At 72.9% G+C, this 21,952-nt stretch carries 17 protein-coding genes and 1 pseudogene; 11 read left to right on the forward strand and 7 right to left on the reverse strand.

Annotated features, from left to right (window positions below):
* Positions 1 to 8: 8 nt before the first annotated feature.
* Positions 9 to 2,372, reverse strand: a complete 2,364-nt coding sequence (locus QFZ64_RS02355) for a DNA-binding transcriptional regulator (RefSeq protein WP_307061791.1) — start codon at positions 2,370 to 2,372, stop codon at positions 9 to 11.
* Between the two features lie 22 nt (positions 2,373 to 2,394).
* Positions 2,395 to 2,652, reverse strand: a complete 258-nt coding sequence (locus QFZ64_RS02360; RefSeq protein ID WP_307061793.1) for a hypothetical protein — start codon at positions 2,650 to 2,652, stop codon at positions 2,395 to 2,397.
* 477 nt (positions 2,653 to 3,129) lie between these two features.
* Between QFZ64_RS02360 and QFZ64_RS02365 the strand changes: the two genes are divergently transcribed.
* Both QFZ64_RS02365 and QFZ64_RS02370 read left to right on the forward strand, forming a co-directional pair.
* Positions 3,130 to 4,143 carry an AraC family transcriptional regulator gene (locus tag QFZ64_RS02365; RefSeq protein WP_307061795.1) on the forward strand — a complete coding sequence of 338 codons (1,014 nt, stop codon included), beginning with the start codon at positions 3,130 to 3,132 and terminating at the stop codon, positions 4,141 to 4,143.
* Positions 4,144 to 4,328: 185 nt separating this feature from the next.
* Positions 4,329 to 5,516, forward strand: coding sequence for an alpha/beta fold hydrolase (locus QFZ64_RS02370; protein ID WP_307061796.1), 1,188 nt, complete (start codon positions 4,329 to 4,331; stop codon positions 5,514 to 5,516).
* Positions 5,517 to 5,581: 65 nt separating this feature from the next.
* Here the strand turns inward: QFZ64_RS02370 and QFZ64_RS02375 are convergent, their stop codons facing one another.
* Both QFZ64_RS02375 and QFZ64_RS02380 read right to left on the reverse strand, forming a co-directional pair.
* Positions 5,582 to 6,115 carry a 2'-5' RNA ligase family protein gene (locus QFZ64_RS02375; RefSeq protein ID WP_307061798.1) on the reverse strand — a complete coding sequence of 178 codons (534 nt, stop codon included), beginning with the start codon at positions 6,113 to 6,115 and terminating at the stop codon, positions 5,582 to 5,584.
* A 120-nt stretch (positions 6,116 to 6,235) separates the two neighbouring features.
* A complete protein-coding gene (locus QFZ64_RS02380) occupies positions 6,236 to 7,276 on the reverse strand; it encodes a helix-turn-helix domain-containing protein (RefSeq protein WP_373430532.1) in 1,041 nt (346 codons plus the stop codon).
* An 88-nt stretch (positions 7,277 to 7,364) separates the two neighbouring features.
* Between QFZ64_RS02380 and QFZ64_RS02385 the strand changes: the two genes are divergently transcribed.
* The 7 genes and pseudogenes from QFZ64_RS02385 to QFZ64_RS02420 all read left to right on the forward strand — a co-directional run bounded on the left by QFZ64_RS02385 (position 7,365) and on the right by QFZ64_RS02420 (position 17,734).
* Complete coding sequence (locus QFZ64_RS02385; protein WP_307071538.1) at positions 7,365 to 7,760, forward strand: cupin domain-containing protein; 396 nt, start codon at positions 7,365 to 7,367, stop codon at positions 7,758 to 7,760.
* A 441-nt stretch (positions 7,761 to 8,201) separates the two neighbouring features.
* Positions 8,202 to 11,411, forward strand: a complete 3,210-nt coding sequence (locus QFZ64_RS02390; RefSeq protein WP_307061800.1) for an alpha-L-rhamnosidase — start codon at positions 8,202 to 8,204, stop codon at positions 11,409 to 11,411.
* A 374-nt stretch (positions 11,412 to 11,785) separates the two neighbouring features.
* A pseudogene (locus QFZ64_RS35255) lies at positions 11,786 to 13,484 on the forward strand (FAD-dependent monooxygenase).
* A gap of 375 nt (positions 13,485 to 13,859) precedes the next feature.
* Positions 13,860 to 14,765, forward strand: coding sequence for an NADP-dependent oxidoreductase (locus QFZ64_RS02405; RefSeq protein ID WP_307061804.1), 906 nt, complete (start codon positions 13,860 to 13,862; stop codon positions 14,763 to 14,765).
* Between the two features lie 151 nt (positions 14,766 to 14,916).
* Positions 14,917 to 15,954, forward strand: a complete 1,038-nt coding sequence (locus tag QFZ64_RS02410) for an SPFH domain-containing protein (protein WP_307061806.1) — start codon at positions 14,917 to 14,919, stop codon at positions 15,952 to 15,954.
* The gene (locus QFZ64_RS02415) at positions 15,951 to 16,862 is read left to right on the forward strand and encodes a hypothetical protein (RefSeq protein ID WP_307061808.1); all 912 of its coding nucleotides are present in this window, start codon (positions 15,951 to 15,953) and stop codon (positions 16,860 to 16,862) included. Before QFZ64_RS02410 ends, QFZ64_RS02415 begins: the two co-directional genes overlap by 4 nt.
* Positions 16,863 to 17,551: 689 nt before the next feature.
* Complete coding sequence (locus tag QFZ64_RS02420; RefSeq protein WP_307061810.1) at positions 17,552 to 17,734, forward strand: hypothetical protein; 183 nt, start codon at positions 17,552 to 17,554, stop codon at positions 17,732 to 17,734.
* A gap of 348 nt (positions 17,735 to 18,082) precedes the next feature.
* On the opposite strand, the gene QFZ64_RS02425 is transcribed toward QFZ64_RS02420, so the two are convergent.
* Both QFZ64_RS02425 and QFZ64_RS02430 read right to left on the reverse strand, forming a co-directional pair.
* Positions 18,083 to 18,661, reverse strand: coding sequence for a YdeI family protein (locus QFZ64_RS02425; RefSeq protein ID WP_307061812.1), 579 nt, complete (start codon positions 18,659 to 18,661; stop codon positions 18,083 to 18,085).
* A gap of 198 nt (positions 18,662 to 18,859) precedes the next feature.
* Complete coding sequence (locus tag QFZ64_RS02430) at positions 18,860 to 19,693, reverse strand: PIG-L family deacetylase (RefSeq protein WP_307061814.1); 834 nt, start codon at positions 19,691 to 19,693, stop codon at positions 18,860 to 18,862.
* A 352-nt stretch (positions 19,694 to 20,045) separates the two neighbouring features.
* On the opposite strand from QFZ64_RS02430, the gene QFZ64_RS02435 reads away from it, so the two are divergent.
* Together QFZ64_RS02435 and QFZ64_RS02440 are read left to right on the forward strand one after the other, a co-directional pair.
* Positions 20,046 to 20,360 carry a DUF1778 domain-containing protein gene (locus tag QFZ64_RS02435; protein ID WP_373430533.1) on the forward strand — a complete coding sequence of 105 codons (315 nt, stop codon included), beginning with the start codon at positions 20,046 to 20,048 and terminating at the stop codon, positions 20,358 to 20,360.
* Positions 20,357 to 20,740 (forward strand): fic family toxin-antitoxin system, toxin component, encoded by a 384-nt coding sequence (locus tag QFZ64_RS02440; protein ID WP_307061817.1) that lies wholly within the window; start codon positions 20,357 to 20,359, stop codon positions 20,738 to 20,740. Before QFZ64_RS02435 ends, QFZ64_RS02440 begins: the two co-directional genes overlap by 4 nt.
* 19 nt (positions 20,741 to 20,759) lie before the next feature.
* On the opposite strand, the gene QFZ64_RS02445 is transcribed toward QFZ64_RS02440, so the two are convergent.
* Complete coding sequence (locus QFZ64_RS02445; protein ID WP_307061819.1) at positions 20,760 to 21,698, reverse strand: aldo/keto reductase; 939 nt, start codon at positions 21,696 to 21,698, stop codon at positions 20,760 to 20,762.
* Positions 21,699 to 21,952: the final 254 nt, after the last annotated feature.

The raw sequence follows: 21,952 nt of genomic DNA on the forward strand, positions 1-21,952 counted from the left end.
GCCCACTCCTACTCTCCACTGTCGACGCCGGTGACGGTGCCGTCCTTGATGTACCGGGCCAGGTTGAGCTCCGGCGCGCCGAACCGCTCGCGGATCTCCTCGCCCCACAGCACCGGCTGCGTCCCCTCGTGCTTCACCAGGCCGGGGTTGACTCCGAGTTTGAACCCGCCGGGCAGCGGCCTGCCCTCGCGGTAGGGCAGGAAGTCCAGCGGCGAGGGTCCGGCGGCCGCGTAGACGACGCAGTCCGAGAGGACGGCGACGGGATACTGTCCGGTGAACGCGGCGTGCTTGACGATCTTACGGTGCAGGTTGACCCGGGTGCGGGAGATGACCCCCGCCCGGATGTCCGGCCGCCAGGTGGGCCTGGCCAGGGCACGCCACGGCTCGCCCGGCCGCCAGCCCTCCCCCCTCGGGCGCTCACGCAGCTTGCCCAGACCGCCTTTGACGGTCGCTTTGATCGCCGAGACGACGAGTGCCAGCTCCGGGTCGCGCTCCCGGTAGCCGTTCATCGCGGTGAGGAAGTCGGCCGGGGCGAGGTCGGCGGTGACACCGAGGTCGGCCATTGTCGCCAGGTAGGCGTCGCGCAGCCTGTTGTACCAGCCGTCCAGGTAACGGCCGTTCTCGTGGCGGACGTACGCCTCCAGCGGGCGTACCTCGTAGCCGAGCTCCGCCGCGTACGCCACGGTCGGCGTCGCGTACCAGGCGGGCCCTTCGGGGCGCTCACCCGTCGGTGTGAACGGCGACGGCAGGAGCGAACCGTCCAGCTCCACCCACTCCTTGCCGGACTTCACCCGTGACAGGTCGACATGGGAGAGGTCCACCAGCCACGAGCCGGGCAGTTTCGGATCGAAGGCCGGGTTCGTGAGGTGTGTCGGTGCGCCCAGGCCGACGACCAGGCCGTTGGCGCCGGCGGCGAAGGCCATGTTGACGTCGAGGCCGACCAGGTGGCGCAGGGTGCACTCGGCATCGGTCATCGGCCGCGCCCAGTCGTACGCCTCCTCGAACAGTTTCTCCGCCGGGCCGCGGACGTGGAAGCGCGGCAGGCCGGCGAGGACCGGGTGGCCGTCCGGTGCCTCGCACGGTGCCGGATCGACCGGCTCCCTGCCGAGGCTGCCGGGGTTGTGCTCGGAGTGTCGCTTGCCGTCGGGGTCCGGCTCGGAAGCGCGCGTCGGCGGATGCAGCGCGGTCATCAATTCCAGTCCGGTCACAGCGGTCGAACCGCGCGGCGTCATCACCCTCGACGCGTACACGCCCAGTACTCGGGCGAGTTCGGCAGGCGGGAGTCCGCCGGCCTCGCCCCAGTGACGGCTGTCCAGGGCATGCCACGACGGGATGCACAGCTGGACGCACGCCCGTTCCGAGCCCTGCGCGGGGCGGTAGATCCGCGCCCACGGCCCGAACCCGCGCTTCGTCAGCTTCCACTGCGCCCGCGCGAGCTGTTTGACGACCTTGTGGCTCTCCGGCAGGCGCCCGGCGAGCCGCTCCTCCTCGGTGAGGGCGACGGGCAGACCGTAACGCTCCAGGGCCGCCTCGGTGAGCACGAGCAGCGGGTCGGCGTCCTTGCCCGGCGCGGCGAGCCTGGGCTGCCCGAGTCTCGCCTCGCGCAGCGTCCAGTCCACCAGGGCCGGAATGCTCCTGGCGGGTACGTCCAGGACCAGGCCGCCGGTGCAGTACGCCAGCGCTTTCCCGTCCTCGACGTCGACGACGGCCAGCGGCCCGTTCTCGAAGCGTGAGTCGGCTCCGTCCGCCCTGGAACCGGCCGGTACCGCCTTCCTGCCACTCGGCGGGTGCGACGTCGACGCCGTCGTGGTGCCGGTGGTGGGCGCCGGGCGGACCGCAGGGGTCGTGGCGGCGGCGTCGACGGCGAGGGGGGCGGGATGCCGAGTGTTCTGAGGTGCGGGCGCGGCGGTGGTGCCGGGTGCCTTCCCCATCGCTCCTGCCCACGCCTCCCCCCGCGCCTCCGCCGGAGCAGGAGCAGGATCAGGAGCGGGAGCGGGAGCGGGAGCAGGATCAGGAGCGGGAGCGGGAGCAGGATCAGGAGCGGGAGCGGGAGCAGGGGCGGGAGCAGGAGCAGGATCAGGAGCACCGGTGAACACGACAGACACCGGTACGGTCGGCCCCTCCACAGCGGGGTAGAGCTCCGCCAGCTGCCTGAGCAACCGCGCGTACGCCTCGCGCTCCGGCCCACGCGGCTCGGTGGGTTTCTTCGCCGACTCCCAGCCGGACACCGTCGCCCGACGCACCTTCAGAGCGGCCGCCACCTCGTCCAACGTCAGGCCGTGCGCGGTGCGAAGCCGCTTGCGCTCCTCCGCCGGCGGCAGTGGCGAGCGGGACGCCACCAGCGCATCGACCGCGTCGAACAACTCGGACATGGAACACCTCCCGCGCCTCACTCTAATCGGGGAACCGTATGAGTCGCGCACCATTCGCGTACGCGGTGCGTACGGCCGGCTCCTGAAGGGCGGCATCGGCGGCCTCCGGCATCGATGCCGGGGTGGATGCGGGCGCGGGAGCCGGCCGGGGCTGCTTCTTCAGACCGAGCCCGGTCAGGGCGCCGCCGAGGGTTCCCGCGGCGGCGACCCGTCCGGCCTCCCGGAGCCCGTCGATCAGCCCGTTCGTGTCGGGGCGAGGGCCGGAGCAGGAGTTCGCCACCGCGACCAGCGCCGCGAAGCCGAGGGTGCCTCCGATCCGGCGGCATGTGGAGGCGAGCCCTGCTGTGCCGGTTCGGCACCCGAAGACCCCGCGACGGAGAGGGGCGGGAAAGGCGAAGCCGCCACTGGCACCCCAGATCGCGATGCCTCTCGATCAGCGCGAGGACCGCAAGCAGCAGCGCGTCGGCGGCCGGTGCGCCGGGGCCCTCGGCCGAGGCCCAGCCCTTGGCCGGACCGCTGACCAGACCGAACACGGTCCCGGTGGTTGTCGCCGTGCTCGTAGGATGGCTCCATGCGTGGGGCCGAGTCGAAGCCTTGCTTGTCGGACGGGCCGAAGGAGTCCGACGGGCCGCAGGTGCCGGAAGGGTTGCAGGTGCCAGAAGGGCTGCAGGTGCCAAAAGGGCCGCAGGTGCCAGAAGGGTTGCAGCGGCCGGAAGGGGTACGGAGGCCGGACGCGCCACGGGGGCCGACGGCGCACATGTCCGCGTTGCGGCTGCTCGTCGCCGGGCTGGAGGGAACGAGCGGTGACGGGGCCGTCCTGGCCCGCCGGGCCGGTCTGACCGGGCTCATGTCGGCCGACATGGATGCCCGTGTCCCCACGGACTGCCTCAGCCGGCTCTGGCGGCTGCGGCTGGGCGCGTCCGACGATCCCTGTCTCGGGGTGAAGGCGGCCGGTCACTGGCGCTTCGGGCGGCTTCGGCTGATGGACTACCTGGTCGCCAACGTCCCCACGCTCGCCGAGGTGTTCACGGTGACGGAGCGGTACTCGGCCCTCCTCAACACCGCGCCCAACAAGATAGGGCTGGCTGGTGACGCGAGGAACCCTGGAAGCCCGGGAGGCCCGGGGACGGTCACCTACCAGATCCGCTCGGGCGATCCCGAGGTCGACGCGATGGCCAGCCAGTACGCGCTGGCGACGGTGCTGTTCCGGGCGCGGTACGTGACCGGGCGGGAGATCCGCCCATTGCACGTCGGGCTGACGTCGTGCGCGCCGGCACATCACCGGGAGCTGGCCGTCCGTTTCGGCGCGCGGCGGCTCGATTTCGACGCCGACGCCACCACCATGACTCTCGCGGCCGACGACCTGTCGCTCCCGCTGCCGGACGCCGACGCCCGGCTCGGCGCGGTCCTGCGACAGCACGCGGCCGACGTGATCGCGGCCCAGGCGGTCCCCTCGCCCTGGGCGGACCGGCTCCGGCAGGTGATCACCGCGCAGCTGGCGGACGGCGGCCTGTCGCTGCCGGTGGTGGCGAGGGCGCTGGCACTGAGCCCGCGGAGCCTGCAGCGCCGCTTGACGGAGGAGGGCACCACCTGGCGGGACCTCGTCGACACGGTGCGCCGTGACCGCGCCACCGCACTGCTCGCCCGGGGGGCGAGCCGGAAAGAGGTCGCCGCACGGCTGGGCTTCGGCGACACCCGCGCGCTCCGCGGTGCGCTGCGCCGCTGGCACACGAACGGCGCCCCGGTGAGATCGCCGGGCCGGCCACGCTGACGTGAGGCAGCCGCCGCGCGACACCGCCGGGCCCGTCGGGCCGGTGCGAGGGAACCGCCGCGCGACATCACCGAACCCGTCACGCCGGCGCGAGAGAACCGCCTTGTGGCGTGCCGGAGCCTCCGCACGGGCGGGCCGGGGCCGCGAGGATCGTTCACGGTTCATCACGCGGGAAAGGCGGACAGATGATGGTGAGCGACCAGGAGATCGTCGAACGGTTCCCGGTGGGGTACTACCCGCTGCACCCGAACGTCTCCCTCAACTTCCAGCTCAACCGGTTCTACGGCTGGGCGAACGAGGAGCGGATGCTGGAGGAGATGCGGGCGGTGGCGCCGCGCATCTCGGACTATGCCGACTGGACGCGGGTGATGCTGGAACTCAGCGACGAGGCGCTGGCGGCCGGCCGCCACCTGCCCGCCGCCTACTACGCCCGCGCGGCGCAGTTCTTCCTCCGTCCCGACGATCCGCGGTTCGCGCCCGCCCAGCGGCGCTTCCTCGACAACGCCGAGGCCGGGAACGGCGTCACCGCCGCGGACCGCCACCTGGTCCCGTACGGAGCGACACGGCTCACGGCCTACCGCTTCACCCCGGCGCGGCCGCGCGGGACGATCGTCGTCTTCGGCGGGTACGACAGCTACATCGCGGAATGGCTGCCGGCCGCGCTCGCCCTGCGCGACGCCGGGCTGGACACCGTGATCTTCGACGGGCCCGGTCAGGGCACGGTGCTGGACGCGGGCACCCCCATGACCCCGGACTGGCACCTGCCGGTGGCCGCCGTCCTGGACCACTTCGGTCTGTCCGACGTCACCCTGGCGGGCTTCTCCCTCGGCGGTTGTCTGGTGATGCGTGCGGCCGCGCGCGAGCCCCGGGTCGGCCGGGTGATCGCCTGGGACATCCTCACCGGCCTTCTCGAGGCCTCCCGCACGTTGTTCGATTCCGTCGGCCTCGGCGCGCTCGTGGCGCACTTCGAGAGCCTCCCCGCGCCGGTGTTCGACGCCGCCATCGAGGAGGGGTGCAGGGCCGACCTGCTGCTGGAGTGGTTCGTCCAGCAGGGCAGGCGGGTGATGGGCGCGGACACGCCGACCTCTCTCTTCGAGGCCTGGAACAGGTACCGCACCGACGACGTCTCGCACCTGGTCACCCAGGACGTCCTGCTTCTGGCCGGCGCCGCGGACCACTACGTGCCGTTGCGCATGCTGGGTGACCAGGTGCTGACACTGCCCGCCGCGCGATCGGTCTGTGCGCGCGTGTTCACCGAGGCGGAACAGGCACAGAACCACTGCCAGATCGGCAACCAGGGTCTGGCACTCAAGGTGATCCTCGACTGGCTGGACCAGGTCGGCGGTCGGAGTGCGGATCCGACCGCCCCGTAGCCGCTCGGTTGAGTGCGGAAGCGGCAGCCGAAGCGGTCGCGGTGCCGGCGGCCGGTGGCCGGGGTTCAGGGACGCGGACCCAGGATCTCGAGGTTGTGGGTCTCCGTGTCGAAGCTGCGCAGGGTGGTGAGCGAGACCGACAGCGGTGGCACCGGCAGCAGTTCGGGGACGCGTCGGCCCGCGAAGGCACCTGCTCGCCGGGTACGGCCGAGGGTGACGTGCGGGCTCCAGCGGCCGGGTTCATGGAAGGGGCTGAGGGTCTCGGGCGGACTGTCCGAGACCACCGCCTCCCACACCCGGCGGTGCAGACCGGTCAGCGCGGCGTCGGGCTCCAGCGACCAGGCCAGCACCGAGGTGGGTCTCTCGAAGCGGACCACGCCGGTGAACCGCACCGGCAGCGGCAGTCCGGCGGCCACCTCGGCGAGTTCCCAGCGGATCGGGGCGGTCAGCTCCGGGCAGGCGGCCAGGGTGACGTGCGGACTGTTGGTCGGGGAGCGGTGGCGCGCCTGGCTGGGCAGCCCCGCGTCCGCCAGTCGCCGCCAGGCCTCCCGGACCGTTGATTCCGCCGCCTCGTCCAACAAGAGCTCGACCGTGCGCACCGACCCAGCCTATCGAGCCGTGCGCCCGTCGGGCCGCCCCGGCTTCTCGCCGGGCGGGGCGCGGAGGCGGGGGCGCGGAGGCAGGAGCAGGAGGCGCCCGGTGCCATGCCGCGCCGGGTGTCATGCCGCGTCGGGTCCGAAGCGACGTTTGTACGCCGACGGCGTGATGCCGGTCTCACGGCGCATGAGCCTGCGCAGATTGGCGGCGCTGCCCAGACCGCTGCGGCGCGCGACCACCTCGAACCGGGACTCGCCCCGTTCGATCAGGCGGCAGGCCAGGGTGAGCCGCTCCCCCGTGAGCCACGCCAACGGCGTGGTGCCCAGTTGGGCCTGGAACCGGCGATGCAGCGTCGCCGCGCTGACCGCCGCCCGCGCCGCGAGGCCGGACACGGTGAGCGGTGAGTCCAGCCGTTCCTGGGCCCAGGTCAGGAGGGGCGCCAGGGACTCGTCCGGCAGGTCGGGAACGGGGCGTTCCACGAACTGCCGCTGCCCGCCGTCCCGGTGTGCCGCGAAGACCAGTCGTCGGCTCACGAAGTTGGCGATCTCCGCGCCGTGGTCGCGGCGGACCACGTGCAGCCCGAGGTCGAGCGCGGCCGCGCTGCCGGCGGCGGTGAGGATGTCACCGTCGTCCACGAACAGCACGTCCGCCTCGAGGCGCACGGAGGGGAAGCGGCTCCGGAAGGAGTCCGCCCACTGCCAGTGCGCGGTGGCCCGGCGCCCGTCGAGGACTCCGGCCTCCGCGAGGGTGAAGGCGCCGCTGCAGAGGCCGATCAGACGCGCCCCGCGTGCGTGCGCCCGTCGGACGGCGTCGAGCACGGCGGGACGCCGGGGCACCTCGACGTCGGGTCGGTTGGGGACGATCAGGGTGTCCGCGGTGTCGGCCGCCTCCAGACCGGCGACTCCGGTGAGGGTGAAGAACCCGTCCCGCATCACGGTGCGGGGTTCGGGCGAGCAGAGCCGGAAATCGTACAGGTCACGGCCGATCTCGGGTCTGTGCAGGCCGAAGATCTCGCTCGCGCAGCCCAGTTCGAACGGATTGGAGTTCTCGTCCACGATGACGACGACCCGGTGTGCTCCGGTCCCGGTCCCGGGGATCGCCCCGGTCCCGGTCCCGGTTCCGGTCCCGATCCCGGGCATCGCGTGCGAGGATTCTTTCGTCATGTGCGATTCCTAGCACTCGCGCCGGTCCTGCGGAACGGCACAGGATGAATCCATGAGCGACGAGAACTCGAACGCGAGCAATGCAGTCATGAGCACCGAGCCCATCCCCCTCGGCGAAGCCCTGGCCTCCTTCGACACCCCTTGGAGCCCCCGCATCGTCACCCGTGTCAACGACTACGACGTGCGCATCGCCAAGGCGGAGGGCGAACACGTCTGGCACGTCCACGACCACACCGACGAGTTCTTCCTGGTGCTCGACGGTGAGCTGCACATCTCCTTGCGCGAGCCCGACGGGGAACGCACGGTACTGCTCCCCCGGGGCGCGGTCTTCACCGTTCCTCGCGGCACGGAGCACAAGCCGCACGCTCCGTCCGGTGCCGCCTTCCTGATGTTCGAGCCCACCGGCACACCCACCCTGGGCGACCGCCACGACGGCACCGCGCACTCCGTGCACTCGACGACCGGACAGCCGCTCAACACCTGAGTGCACCACCCCGCGGGGTCGCGTCCGCGCTGTCCCAGCCACACCCCCTCTCGCATGAGGACCGAAGGCGACCTTCCAGGCGGTCCAGGCACTCGCGGCAGCCGACCGAAGGATCCATCAAGGTGTCACTGCCGACGGCGAACGCACCGGCAGGCTCACCAATGGGTTCACCGGCCGTTTCGGACACGGGACACGGCCACCGCGCCGACGGACCGGACCGTCCTGAACGGACTGAAAGCGTTCAATCGGCACAACAAAACCCGCCCACTGCGTGCACTCCCACCCGGCGCCGCTCGCCAATCACCTCCTCTCCTACCGCATTTCCCCTGTTGGCACGCCGAATTGACGCACACGCATTGACCCACTCGCCCACTCACCCCTACGGTTGCCGCGCTCCTCTGGTTTGAATCGATTCATTCCTACTCCGTGTGAGGTGGCGCAGTGATCAGTCGTAGAGGCATCCTGGCGAGCACGGCGGCGGCGGTCGCCGCCACGGCCGCGCGACCTGCCGCGGCCGGCGCCGCGGTCCCGTCCTCCGGCACCGGAGCGGCGGGGCGGCCCGCCGCGGCGAAGGTGGTGGCGCCCACCGTCGAGTACGTCCGGCATCCCCTCGGCCTCGACACGGCCCGTCCGCGCCTGAGTTGGCCGACGGTGTCGAAGGCCTCGGGCGTCCGGCAGACGGCGTACCAGATCCGTGTGGCGTCCAGCGCCGCCGCGCTGCGGCGCCCCGACGTGTGGGACAGCGGGAAGGTGGAGTCCGCCGACTCCGTGCTCGTACCGTACGCGGGCCCCGAACTGGAGCCCAGGAAACGGTACTTCTGGTCCGTACGGGTGTGGGACGGCGAGAGTGCGGTGTCCGGGTGGAGCGAGCCGTCCTGGTGGGAGACCGGGCTGCTCGGCACCGACCAGTGGTCCGCCCGGTGGATCGCCCCTCCCGCGGAGCTGACCGACGCGCCGTCGTTCCAGGGAAGTCGGTGGATCTGGTACCCCGAGGGCGACCCGGCGAACGAGGCACCCGCGGGCACCCGCTGGTTCCGCCGTACGGTCGACCTGCCGGCGGGGATCACCTCGGCCACGCTGGCCATCACCGCGGACAACGTGTACTCCGTCGCCGTCGACGGCACCGAGGTGGCGCGCACCGACCTCGACACCGACAACGAGGACTGGCGCAGACCCGCTGTCGTGGACGTCCTCCCCCATGTCCGTTCCGGGCGCACCGTGCTCGCGGTCGCCGCGACCAACGCCTCCGTCAGTCCGGCCGGCCTGCTCGCCACGCTGGTCGTGCGGACCGCCTCCGGGGAGCGGCGCGTCGTCACCGACGCCTCGTGGAGGACCGTCGACCGGGAGCCCGCCGGGAACTGGCGCGCCCCGGACTTCGACGACACCTCCTGGGCCGCCGCCAAGGAGGTCGCCCCATCGGGTTCCGGCCCCTGGGGAGCGGTCACTCCCGCGTCGTACGCCGTCACCAGGCTGCGCCGCACCTTCCGGCTGCGGCGCAAGAAGGTGGCGCGCGCCCGGCTGTACGTCACCGCGCTCGGCCTGTACGAGGCGCATGTGAACGGCGTCCGGGTCGGTTCCGAGCAACTCGCCCCCGGCTGGACGGACTACCGCACGCGCGTGCAGTACCAGACGCACGACGTCACGAAGTTGCTGCGCGGGGGCGCCAACGCCCTCGGGGTGTACCTCGCACCCGGATGGTACGCGGGCAACGTCGGCATGTTCGGCCCGCACCAGTACGGCGAACACCCGGCGCTGCTGGCCCAGTTGGAGGTCGACTACGCCGACGGCAGCAGTGCCCGCGTCACCTCGGACACCGACTGGACCGCCTCCACCGGTCCGATCGTCTCCGCCGACCTGCTGAACGGTGAGACGTACGACGCCCGCAAGGAGACGCCCGGCTGGGCCTCACCCGGGTTCGACGACGGGGCCTGGCTCGCCGTGCGCGAGGCCGGCACGGACGTCCCGGAACGGGTCGTCGCCCAGGTGGACGGTCCGGTGCGGGTGACCGACGAACTGAAGCCCGTCGAGGTGACCGAGCCGAAGCCCGGTGTCTTCGTCTTCGACCTCGGCCAGAACATGGTCGGTTCGGTCCGGCTCACCGTCTCCGGCCGCGCCGGGACGACGGTACGCCTGCGGCACGCCGAGGTGCTCAGCCCGGACGGCACCGTCTACACGGCCAACCTGCGCACGGCGAAGGCGACCGACACCTACGTCCTCAACGGGCGCGGCACGGAGGTCTACGAACCCCGCTTCACCTTTCACGGGTTCCGCTACGTCGAGGTGACCGGTTTCCCCGGCACCCCCACCGCCGGGGCGATCACCGGCCGCGTCATGCACACCGACGCGCCCGCCACCCTCGACTTCGTGACGGACTCCGACCTGCTCAACCAGTTGCACAGCAACATCACGTGGGGCCAGCGCGGCAACTTCCTCTCCGTCCCCACCGACACCCCGGCGCGCGACGAACGTCTGGGCTGGACCGGCGACATCAACGTCTTCGCACCCACCGCCGCCTACACCATGGAGTCGGCCCGCTTCCTGACCAAGTGGCTCACCGACCTGCGCGACGGCCGGACCGCGGAGGGTTCCTTCACCCACGTGGCACCCGACGTGGGCCATGTCGGTGACGGCGCGGCCGGCTGGGGCGACGCGGGGGTCACCGTGCCGTGGGCGCTGTACCAGGCGTACGGGGACTTGCGGGTGCTCCAGGACGCGTGGTCGTCGGTGGTGGACTGGCTGGGCTATCTGGAGAAGCACAGCGACGGTCTGCTGCGGCCGGCGGAGGGATTCGGGGACTGGCTGAACCTGTCCGACGAGACACCCAAGGACGTCGTCGCCACCGCCTACTTCGCGCACAGCGCCGACCTCGCGTCGCGGATGGCCCGCGAACTCGGCAGGGATCCCGCCCCCCAGGACGACCTCTTCGGCCGCGTCCGCGCCGCCTTCCAGAAGGCGTACATCGGTGCCGACGGCAGGGTGAAGGGCGACACCCAGACCGCCTATGTCCTCGCCCTGTCGATGGACCTGGTGCCGGACGCGCTGCGCGGCAGGGCCGCCGACCGGCTGGTGGCACTGATCGAGGCGCGCGACGGGCACCTCTCGACGGGGTTCCTGGGCACCCCCCGCCTGCTGCCCGTCCTCACCGACACCGGCCACACCGACCTCGCCTACCGGCTGCTCACCCGGCGCACCTTCCCGAGTTGGGGCTACCAGATCGACCGGGGCGCGACCACCATGTGGGAGCGCTGGGACTCCCTGCGGCCCGACGGCACGTTCCAGGACGCGAGCATGAACTCCTTCAACCACTACGCCTACGGGTCGGTGGGGCAGTGGATGTACGCGAACATCGCGGGCATCTCGGCGGCCCGGCCCGGGTACCGCGAGGTACTCGTCCGCCCGCGCCCCGGCGGCGGCGTCAACTCGGCCCGTGCGACGTTCACTTCCGTGCGGGGGCCGATCTCCACGCGCTGGAGCCGGCGGCAGGGACGCTTCGAGCTGACCTGCTCCGTGCCGCCGAACACCACCGCCGAGGTGTGGGTCCCGGCATCCGCCGCGGACAAGGTCACGCACTCGGGCGGCACACCACTGCGGTACGAGGACGGCCACCAGGTGTTCCGCGTGGGTTCGGGCACCTACCACTTCACCGTCTGAGCCGCCGCACGGCACCGTCCTCCGGAGGGGCCCGGCGCAGTCGCCCGCGGCGCCGGGAGGACGGGCCGGTCTCCCCGGCCGGCTTGTGGGCGAGGACGGCGGCGATCCTCCGCCGCCCCGGACGGTGCCGCACCTCTCGTGCCGCACCGCACCTCTCGTGCCGCGCCGCCCGTGCCGTACGCCGCCGCCCGTCCCGTACCGCAACTCCAGTCCGGCCCCGGCCGATCCAGTGAACCTGAGCGCCCGGCCTGCCCGCCCTGACCAGCCGGTCCATCGCCACAGGGGCGACGAGCGGGCGCTCCCCGCCGCGTCGGGCGAGGCTCGCAGAAGCACACTGGCACGGACCTCGTTGCCGGACGATGAGAGAGCCGATCATGGCCGATGTCGATGTGCTCGTGGTGGGTGCGGGCCCGGTGGGCCTGACGGCGGCGGCCGAGCTGCGGCGGCACGGTGTTCGCTGCCGCGTCGTCGACCGGCTGGCCGCCCCCCAGCCCCACGCGAAGGCCATCGGAGTCCTGCCCCGCACGCTGGAGGTGTGGGACGCCATGGGGCTGGTCCGCGAGGTGCTCGACGAAGCCGTGCCGCACCTTGGCCAGCTGGTCTTCATCGACGGCAAGCCCCAGGACGAGCCGATGCGGCTGACCCTGCCGCCGGACATCCCCTATCCCTTCGCCACGCTGCCGCAGTACACGACCGAGCGGCTTCTCAGCGAGCATCTCGCGCGGTTCGGCACGGAGGTGGAGCGGCCGGTCGAACTCGTCTCGGTGGTCTCGCACCCGGACGAGGTGGAGGTCGTCCTCGCGGGCGCCGGCGGCCGGAGCGAGCGGCTGAGCGCCCGCTACGTGGTGGGCTGCGACGGCGCGCACAGTCTGGTCCGCAGGGAGGCGGGACTCGCCTTCGAGGGCGACCTCCTGCCCGGGCGGTTCATGATCGCCGATGTGGAGGTCGACTGGGACCTGCCCGCCGGGTACAGCATGCGGTCCGTGCACGGGTGCCGACGGCGCGGTGGACGACATGCTCGTCTGCATCCCGATGCCGGGCGTACGGCGGTACTGGCTGTCGATGCTGCGCCCCGGCGACCGGGGCGCGGCCGAGGACGGCCGGGGCGCGCCGGACGGCGCGGAGGGGTCGTCCCACGGTACGGAAGCCGACGAGGGACTGGACCTCGGCCAGATCCAGGCCGTGCTGGACCGGCTGTCCCCCGAGCCGGCGAAGGTGTCCGCGCTGCGCTGGTCGTCCGCCTTCCGGACCGGTCACCGTCTGGTGGACCGGTATCGCGCCGGTCGTCTCTTCGTGGCCGGGGACGCCGCGCATGTCCACCCGCCCATCGGTGGGCAGGGGCTGAACACCGGTGTGCAGGACGCGCACAACCTCGCCTGGAAACTGGCCCTCGCCGTCCGCGGCCTGGCCACGGACGATGTCCTGGACAGTTACCACGCCGAACGCCACCCCGTGGCGCGGGAAGTGGTCGACCGCACCGTCCGCCACACGCGTACGGTCCGCGACGCCCGTCCGAGCGCCGGCGGCCCCATGGGAGACCCCGAGATGTTCGTGCGGCGTCAGGCCCAGTTGCTCGTCGACTATCCGGACAGCCCACTGGTCCGATCACGGGCGGCGGGCGGTGCCAGTACGGACGGTGCCCGTGCGGCCGGTCCCACGCCCGGCGAGCGGGCCCCGGACTGCCGCGGTCTGGTGGGCGACCTCGCCGGCTACCCGGTACGCCTGTTCGACCTGCTGCGCGCCCCGCGGCATGTACTGCTGATGTACGCGGGCCCGCGGCACGTCGCCGGTGACGGCGCCGCGCGCCTGGAGGCGTGCGCGACCGAGGCGCGCCGCGCCGCCCACGGCCTGCTGAACGCCTGTCTGATCACCGCCGAGGACATGCCGCGCGACGCCCGTCCCGTCGGCCTGCGTCCGCCGCGGTTGTGTGACACGGAGGGCGAGTTCCGTGCCGCCTACGCGCCGCTGGACGGCGAAGCCGTCGTGATCCGCCCGGACGGCCATGTCTCCGCGCGCTTCCACCCGGCCGCGTCGGAAGACCTCGTCGCACACCTGGGCCGCACCTTCCGCTGATCCCGGTACACCGTCCTCCGAGGCGGCCCCCGACCGTCGGGGGCCCGCCTCCCGGCCGACGCCGCGGACATCCCCGCGATCCGTACGGGGCGGCCTCCGCACGCTCCGCGCGAGGGCGTGACGCCCGAGCATCGTCCCCGTTCCCCCGCTCTCCCCGTTCCCCCACTCTCCCGCTCCTCCCGTTCTCCCGCCTTCTAGACGACCTCGCCGATGCGCATCGGGCCTTTCCCGCCGGACGGTCCGTCTTGCCTCTCACACCAATGTCAGGTCTTAGCGTGGCAGGTGTCGGCGCTCGCCGATCATCACCCACCGCTTCATCCACCCCTCGATCTGGCGAACGGCCGGGTCAAGGCCGCGTGGGAAAGGCAGAACGTCATGCGCGCAGCCCGCTATCACGAGTACGGCAGTGTGGAGACACTCGTGGTCGAGCAGGCGCCGGACCCGCGTCCAGGGCCCGGCGAGATCCGTATCCGCGTCGCGGCGGCCGGCGTCAATCCCGTCGACTGGAAGGTGCGTTCCGGCGCGGTGCGCGAGGTGCTCCCCGTGGAGCTGCCCGCGATTCCCGGGCGTGACGCCGTGGGCGTGGTCGACGGGACCGGTGAGGGCGTACGGGGCGTGGGCATCGGCGACCGGGTCTTCGGGCTGGGCGGCGTCACCGGCGCGACGGCCGAGCTGGCCGTGCTCTCGGCCTGGGCCCAGGCGCCCGCCACGTGGACCGACGAAGAAGCGGCCGCCGCCGGTCTGGCGTCCGTGACCGCGCTCAGCGGGCTGAGGGCGCTCGGTCCCCTGCGGGGGCGCACGCTGCTGATCGAGGGCGCCGCGGGAGGCGTGGGCAGTGCCGCGGTCGAGTTCGCGGTGGCGCGGGGAGCCGTAGTGATCGGGACGGCGAGCGAGCGCAATCACGAGTTCCTCGCCTCTCTCGGAGCCGTCCCCACCACCTACGGCGCCGGTCTCACGGAACGCGTCGCCGCTCTCGCCCCGGACGGTGTCGACCTCGCGCTCGACACGGCGGCCTCAGGGTCCCTGGCCGGTCTCGTCGCGATCGTGGGCGATCCCGCCCGCGTGTCGACGGTCGCCGACCACGCCAACGCGCAACGCCTGGGCGTGCACACGGCCAACGCGGAGAACGACTCCGCGCTCCTGGCCGAAGCGGCGGAACTCGGCCGACTGGGCCGCTACACACCCCGCGTCGAGCGGGCCTACCCGCTCGAACGGATCGCGCACGCGCACGCCTACGCCGAGCGCGGCCACACGCGGGGAAAGATCGTGGTCCGCGTCTGAGCCCGCCCCGTCGTCGCGGGCACCGCGTCCGAGCCCGCCCCTCACCCCGCTTCCGAGCTCCTTCCCTTGCCCCCGGCCCTCTTTTCTCGTCCTCTTGACGATAAAGATCCCAACGGATTATCGTCACCAAGACGAGAAAGAGGGGGCTCTCATGGCCGATATCACCCGGCGCCTGGGATGGCGCCACCTGCGTTCCACGCCCACGGCGCACATCCGCCACCACCGCGACGGCACCCTCGTGCACGACGGGCCCGGACTCGCCTTCTGGTTCCGCCCGTTGACCGCCGCGCTCTCCGAGGTGCCGGTCGAGGACCGCGAGCTGGCCATGACGTTCCGTGCCCGTACCGCCGACTTCCAGGACGTCTCGGTACAGGCGACCGTCACCTACCGGATCGGCGACCCGGCGCTCGCCGCCACCCGTCTGGACTTCTCCGTCGACCCCGACACCGGGGCCTGGCGCGGGGCCCCGCTGGAACAGCTGGGCACGCTGCTCACCGAGACCGCCCAGCAGCACGCGCTGCACGTGCTGGCCCGCACCCCGCTGGCCGCGGCGCTGGCCGACGGGCCGGCCGCGGTGCGCGAACGGATCGCGGCCGGCCTCGGCGGCGAACCGCGGCTGCCGGCCACCGGGATCGAGGTGGTGGCCGTGCGGGTCATGGCGGTGCGCCCCGAGGCGGAGGTGGAGCGCGCGCTGCGCACTCCCACCCGCGAGCTGATCCAGCAGGAGGCCGACCGGGCCACCTACGAACGGCGGGCGGTCGCCGTCGAGCGCGAGCGCGCCATCGCCGAGAACGAACTGGCCAGCCAGATCGAACTCGCCCGCCGCGAGGAACAGTTGGTGCAGCAGCGCGGGGCGAACGCGCGCCGGGAGGCGCAGGAGAACGCGGCGGCGGACCAGGTGCGCGCCCAGGCCGAGGCGGCGCGCACGGTACGGCTCGCCGAGGCCGAGGCCGCCCGGTCGGTGGCGCTGGCCCACGCGGAGGCCCAGGCGGCGCGTGAGGTCGGCGAGGCGCGGGCCGAGGCGCAGTCGGCCTGGCTGCGCGTCCACGGCGAGGTCGACGTGGCGACCCTGCACGCGCTCACCGGGACCCGGCTCGCGGAGAACCTGCCGCACATCGACAGCGTGACCCTCACCCCGGACGTGCTGACCGGACTGCTGGCCCGGCTCGGCGGCGGGGACCGGGGATGAGCCTCGCCCCGCGGGCCGTCCTGGTCCGTCGCACCACGGAGTACGAGGAGTTGCTTGCCCGGCACGGCACCCACGGACAGGCCGCGTTCTTCCTCTCCTCCCGGGGCCGGGACCTCGCCGAGATCGCCGAACGCCACCACCGCGCGCACCGGGCGCTCGCCGAGGTCACGGCCGCGGTGCCGCGGACCTGGCGGCAGGCCCGGGTGGAGCGCGGTGACCTGGACCGGTTCCTGTTCGCCCCGGAGGACGTCGTGGTCGTGGTGGGGCAGGACGGCCTGGTGGCCAACGTGGCCAAGTATCTCGACGGGCAGCCGGTGATCGGCGTGAACCCCGAGCCGGGGCGCAACCCCGGCGTCCTGGTACGGCACCGGGCGGCCGACGCGGCGGCGCTGCTGCGCGGCGCGCCCACCGCGCCGACGGACGAACTCACCATGGTGGAGGCCGTCGCCGACGACACCCAGCGGCTCCTCGCGCTCAACGAGATCTATCTCGGCGCCGCCGGACACCAGACGGCCAGATACCGCCTGGGCCTCGAGGGCGACGGGGGTGTCGTCGAGGCCCAGGCCTCCTCCGGGGTGCTGGTGGGCACGGGCACGGGTGCGACCGGCTGGCTGAGGTCGGTGTGGCAGCAGCGGGACGGTGCCCCGCGCCTGCCGCACCCCACGGAGGACCGCCTGCTCTGGTTCGTGCGCGAGGCCTGGCCGTCGCCGGTCACCGGGACGTCCCTGGTGGCCGGCGAACTCGCCGCGCCGGACCGGCTGTGCCTCACCGTGGAGTCCGAACGTCTCGTCGCCTTCGGGGACGGCATGGAGGGCGACGCGCTGGAGCTGACGTGGGGGCAGACGGTACGGGTGGGCGCGTGCGCCCAGCGGCTGAGGCTGGTCGCGGGTGTCGCGGGACACCGGTGACTGCGGCCGGCCGTGGTGGGCACGGTGGCACGGTCTGCCACGCCGACACCCGGCTCCGGCACGGCGCCGCTGCGGCTCAGGCCGCCGGATCGGGTGCGGCACCACGGTCGCAGCGGGGCGTACGTCTCCTCCTCGAAACGGAACCGTACGGAGGGGACCAGGAACGCGAACGGCTCGGCGTCGCCGACCAGGGCGCGGGCGGCGGCGGACGTGACCGTTCCGGACAGGGGGACGCATCTCTCGGGAGGGATGCCGAGGGAGATCTCCTGCCGTACCGGACGACTACGCCATGGCTGGACGGACAGCGCGCGGTCCTGGGGGACGCAGTGGGCCGGCATCTCCTCGTAGCTTGCGACGGCGGGGCGCCAGGGACCGTCCGCCGGTCGTTCGGGCAGGGGTACGAGGCTCGCCTCGGCGGCCGGCGCGCTGCCGCGCCCGGGATCCGGCAGGAGGTCGATCCGTCCGCCCTCGACGACGAGTCGCGAGTCCCGCCCCAGGACGTGCATGGGCAGTCCCTCGGCGAGGATGCGGGCCCCCAGGGCATGCGGCGTGCGGCCGATGGCCGTGCTGAGGAAGTACGCGCCGTCCACGCCCGTGCGCGCATGACGCACGCAGACACGCCAGTTGCTCTGCAGTGGCGACGGCAGCAGCCGCCGCCACCGGCCGAGACGGGCCGGACCCAGATGGCCGTGGCGGTAGCTCAGGAAGGTCAGCACGGCCCGGTCGCCGCGCTCGCCAAGGCATTGCGGTTCCAGGCCCGCCGACACCAGGGGCGCGAGACGGCGGGCGTCGACGACGTGGTTGACGTGGACGACATCCGTGATGCCACTGACAAACGCCACCGACGGCACGCGCTCTCCCCGCGCCCGTAACAGGCGGCTGCCGGCCACCCGGTTCAGCGGCGCCACCGGCCACCGGCCCGCCGGGTGTGCCCACCGCGCGTAGCGCCCGTACCTGGCCTCCGGCCGGCCGCGGCGAAGCGCACGCTCGGCCGCCCACAGCGCCACGCCGGCCACCGACGCCACGGCGCACACGGTGAGGCACGGGCCCATCAGAGCAGGACCACCCGACGGTGCGGTGTCCCGGTGAGGAGCGTCGGACCGGCCATGACCCGATCATGCCAGGCATCGCCGACACCACCTCACACGCGGCCACCGCCCGCCCCCGAGGACTCCGCAGCCTGCCGAGGCGTCCCTGGGAGGCTCACCGAGTACGGCGACCTACGGGTGGGGTTTCTCGCCCTTCGCCAGCATCGCCACGTACTTCTCGATCCTGCGCGCCCGGGTCTCGGCCTTCTTGGCGTCCTGGACGCGGTACAGGACGGCGTATCGGTTCCGCCGGTCCAGCGTCTCGAAGAACGCCGCCGCGGCCGGTACGGCGGCGAGGGCCGCCGCGAGGTCGTCCGGCACCGTGGCCGTCCTCGCGCCGTCGTAGGCCGCCTCCCAGCGGCCGTCGGCCTTGGCGCGGTCGATCTCGGACTGCCCCGGCGGCCGCATCCGTCCCTGCTCGGTCAGGGCGGTCGCCTTGTCCCGGTTGATCTTGGACCATCGACTGCCCGGCCGGCGCGGGGTGAACCGCTGGAGCCACCACCGGTCGTCGAAAGCGGCCTTCTGCCCGTCGATCCAGCCGAAGCAGAGTGCCACGTCCAGCGCCTGGGCGTAGTCCAGGGCGCCGACCGCGGCTCCCCCCTTCTTGCGGAGTCTGAGCCAGATGCCGGGTGAGACCGCGTGGTTCTCGCCGAGCCATGCCTCGAATGCCTCGGCGGATGCGAACGCGACGATGTCCGAGTCCTGGATCATCCCCTCAGCGAACCACACCCGGCCGGTCACCACGAGGCCCGCTGTCCCGGCCCGGGCGACGCCGCACGCCACGTACCCCGCACGCGTCGGTGGCCCGCTCCGGCCAGGAGCGGGCCACCGGGCACGTCCGGCTCCGCGGGGCCGGTCCGTGAGGGCGCCTCGCGGACCGGGCCCCTCGCGGCCGACCGCGGGGGTGAGTCAGCGCAGCCCGGCGAAGAGATCGTTCTCGGGGAGGGCCGCGCCGGTGGTGTCCCGGACCCGCAGGAACGTCTCGACCCCCATCAGCTCCCCGAACTTCTCCTTGCCCATCTTGAGGAAGAAGATGTTCTCGCCCTGGCTGGCGTGCGCGGCCAGTGAGTCGTACTTCTGGTCGCTGAATCCGGTCGCGTCCACCCAGGTGGTGATCTCGTCGTCGGGGAGGCCGATCTCGGCCATCGCGGCGGCCTCCTCGGAGTCGGGCTCCGGGACGTTCTCGCCCAGCTCGCGCAGGATCTCACCGAACCGCCGCATCCCCGAGCGGGGCATCGTGGTCCAGTACACCTTCGGCACCGGCCCGGCCATCTCCAGTGCCGCCATGGTGATGCGGTGGGCCTGGATGTGGTCGGGGTGGCCGTAGAAGCCGTTCTCGTCGTAGGTGACGACCACGTCGGGCCGGTAGTGCCGCATGAGTTCCGCGAGCCGGGCCGCGCCCTCCTCCACGGGGGTCTGCCAGAAGGATCCGGGGGCGTCGTTGCTCGGCCAGCCCATCATTCCGGAGTCGGCGTAGTCCAGCGTCTCCAGATCGCTGATCTTCAGCACCTCGCGGCTCGCCTCGAGCTCCTGACGGCGCATGCGGGCGACAGCCACCGGGTCGTGCCCGGGATCACCGGGTTTGACACCCCCCGGCCCGTCACCGCAACCGCCGTCGGTACAGGTCACGAGGACCGTACGGATTCCTTCCGCCGCGTACCGCGCGAGGATGCCACCGGTGCCGGTGGCCTCGTCGTCGGGGTGGGCGTGCACTGCCATCAAAGTCAGAGGCCGGTCGGCCATGGGAAAGTCCTCTCGTGAAAACACATTCCGGTCCGGGGTGTGCGGCGGGCGGGCCGCCGGAGGGCACGCGTCCTGCCTGAGAGGACGACCACGTGGTCACCGTGGTTTCCTTCCGCGCGCCGCCGACCCCCGGTCGGTGCAACAGCGCGGGCCGGACCGGCTGTTCCCGGGCGGCCGCACGGTCTCCCGGGCGTCGATGTTCGACGTCAACGAGGTTACAGGCGCGATCCGTTGTCATTTCCGCGGTACGGCCGGCCACCGACGCCGGTGGCACTCCCGGTGGTGTCCGGATCATTCGGTGTGCGCGGCCTCGGACGAACGCGGGTGACAGAGCCATGGTACCGCCGGTACCATGGGGGCCATGTCGGACTCCGGCGCCACCAAGGCGATGAATCTGCGTTTCCCCGATCCCGCTCAGCGGGCGGCCATCGCGGCGGCCGCCAAGCAGGCGGGCGTCAGTATGCAGGAGTACATCCTCTCGGCCGCCTACGACCGGGCCACCGCCGTGGAGCGGCGGTTCCTGGACGGCTTCAGGGCGTCCATGGCCCGCAGTGGCGCGGCGTTCGCGGCCGAGCCGGGCAGCGCCGACCCCGCCGCGGTCCAGCGGGCCGCCGAGCGGGAGGCGCTGCGGGAGCTGGAGCGGCCGGAGCGGGGCCACGCCGCGTGACGCAGCCCGAACCCCCTCCGCTCGACGTCACGTTCCTGCTGCACGCCGCCGAACTGCTCGACGGCGATCCCCAGGTCGACGACTACGGACCGCTCTACGCGGCGGTGGCCCGGGTCAACGCTCAGGCGATGGAACGGCACATCTACGGCTCGCCGCACCTCAAGGCCGCCGCCCTGCTGCACACCCTGGCGAAACTGCCGTGCCTGGAGCATTCCAACGAGGCCTTCGCCTGGCACGCGACCGAGGCCTGTCTGGCGCTGGGTACGCTCACGCTGGACTACCCGCCCAAGGCCGCCGTCGCACTGGTCCGCGACGCGGCCTCGGGAGCCCTCGGCGTCGCCCGGATCGCCCGGCAGCTGCGCGAATGGACGACCGCCTGACGGTGCGCTCGCACGCGCGTCAGGTCAGCAGTCCCTCCTCGCGCAGCGTCTCCCACAGTCCGGCGGGGATCTCCCGCTCCAAGTGCCGCAGGTCGGCGCGGAGTTCGGCCGCGCGCGCCGTACCCACGACCACCCGGTCGACAGCCGGGTGGCGCAGCGGGTACTGGAGGGCGGCGGCGGGCAGCGGAACGCCGGAGCGGGCGCAGACCTCCCGCAGCCGTTCGGTGCGTTCGGCCAGTTCGGGCGGGACGGGACCGTAGTCGTAGTGGGCGGTGGCGGGGGCGTCGGAGGCGAGCAGTCCCGAGTTGAACACGGCGGCCGCGAGCACCCGGATGCCGCGTTCCCGGCACAGGGGGAGGAGTTCCTCGGCGGCGGGCTGTTCGAGCAGGGTGTACCGGCCGGCGATCATGACGACGTCGAGGTCGCCCTCGCGGACCGCGCGGACGGCCGCCGCCACGCTGTTGACGCCGATCCCGATCTCGTCGACCAGCCCGGCCTCCCGCAGGCCGGCGAGTGCGGGCAGGCCCTGTCGCAGCCCTTCGTCGAGGTCGTAGGCGTCGGGATCGTGCAGGAGGAGGGTGTCGACGCGGTCCATGCCGAGCCGTTCCAGCGAGGCGTCCAGGCTGCGCCGGATGCCGTCCGAGGTGGGGTCCCAGTGCCGTACGTGGTCGTCGGGCACGACGAATCCGGCCGCCTCGTCGGTGCCCCGGCGACGTCCGGTGTTGGGCACGATCAGACGGCCGGCCTTCGTCGACAGGCGGAAGGAGTCGCGGGGCCGCTCGCGCAGGAACGCGCCCAGCCGGCGCTCGCTGAGCCCGAGTCCGTAGTGGGGCGCGGTGTCGTAGTGACGGATGCCGCCCGTCCATGCCTCCTCCAGCACGGCGCGGGCGTCCTCGTCGGACACCTCGCGGTAGAGGTTGCCGAGCGGTGCGGCGCCCAATGCGATCCGGGCGGTCATGCGGGGGCTCCCGTCCGCGTGGGCCGGCGATGAGCGGTGGCGGAGTGCGTCACACCCGCGGTGAACTGTTCGACCATGACACGATTGTGCGGGTGCGCGACGCCGGCGGGTGAGTGTGGCGGCGGAGGCCGCCCGGGACGCTCCCGTACATCGGTACATCGGATCGGTTCCGTGGCCGCTGGTAGGGTCCCGTCTGCTTTTCCTCGGCTCACCGCCACGACGGGCCGAGAGTTCGCGATGTCCGGAAGGGGCCT

Origin of the sequence: Streptomyces sp. B3I8 (genome assembly GCF_030816915.1) — a bacterium.
Lineage (GTDB): Bacteria > Actinomycetota > Actinomycetes > Streptomycetales > Streptomycetaceae > Streptomyces.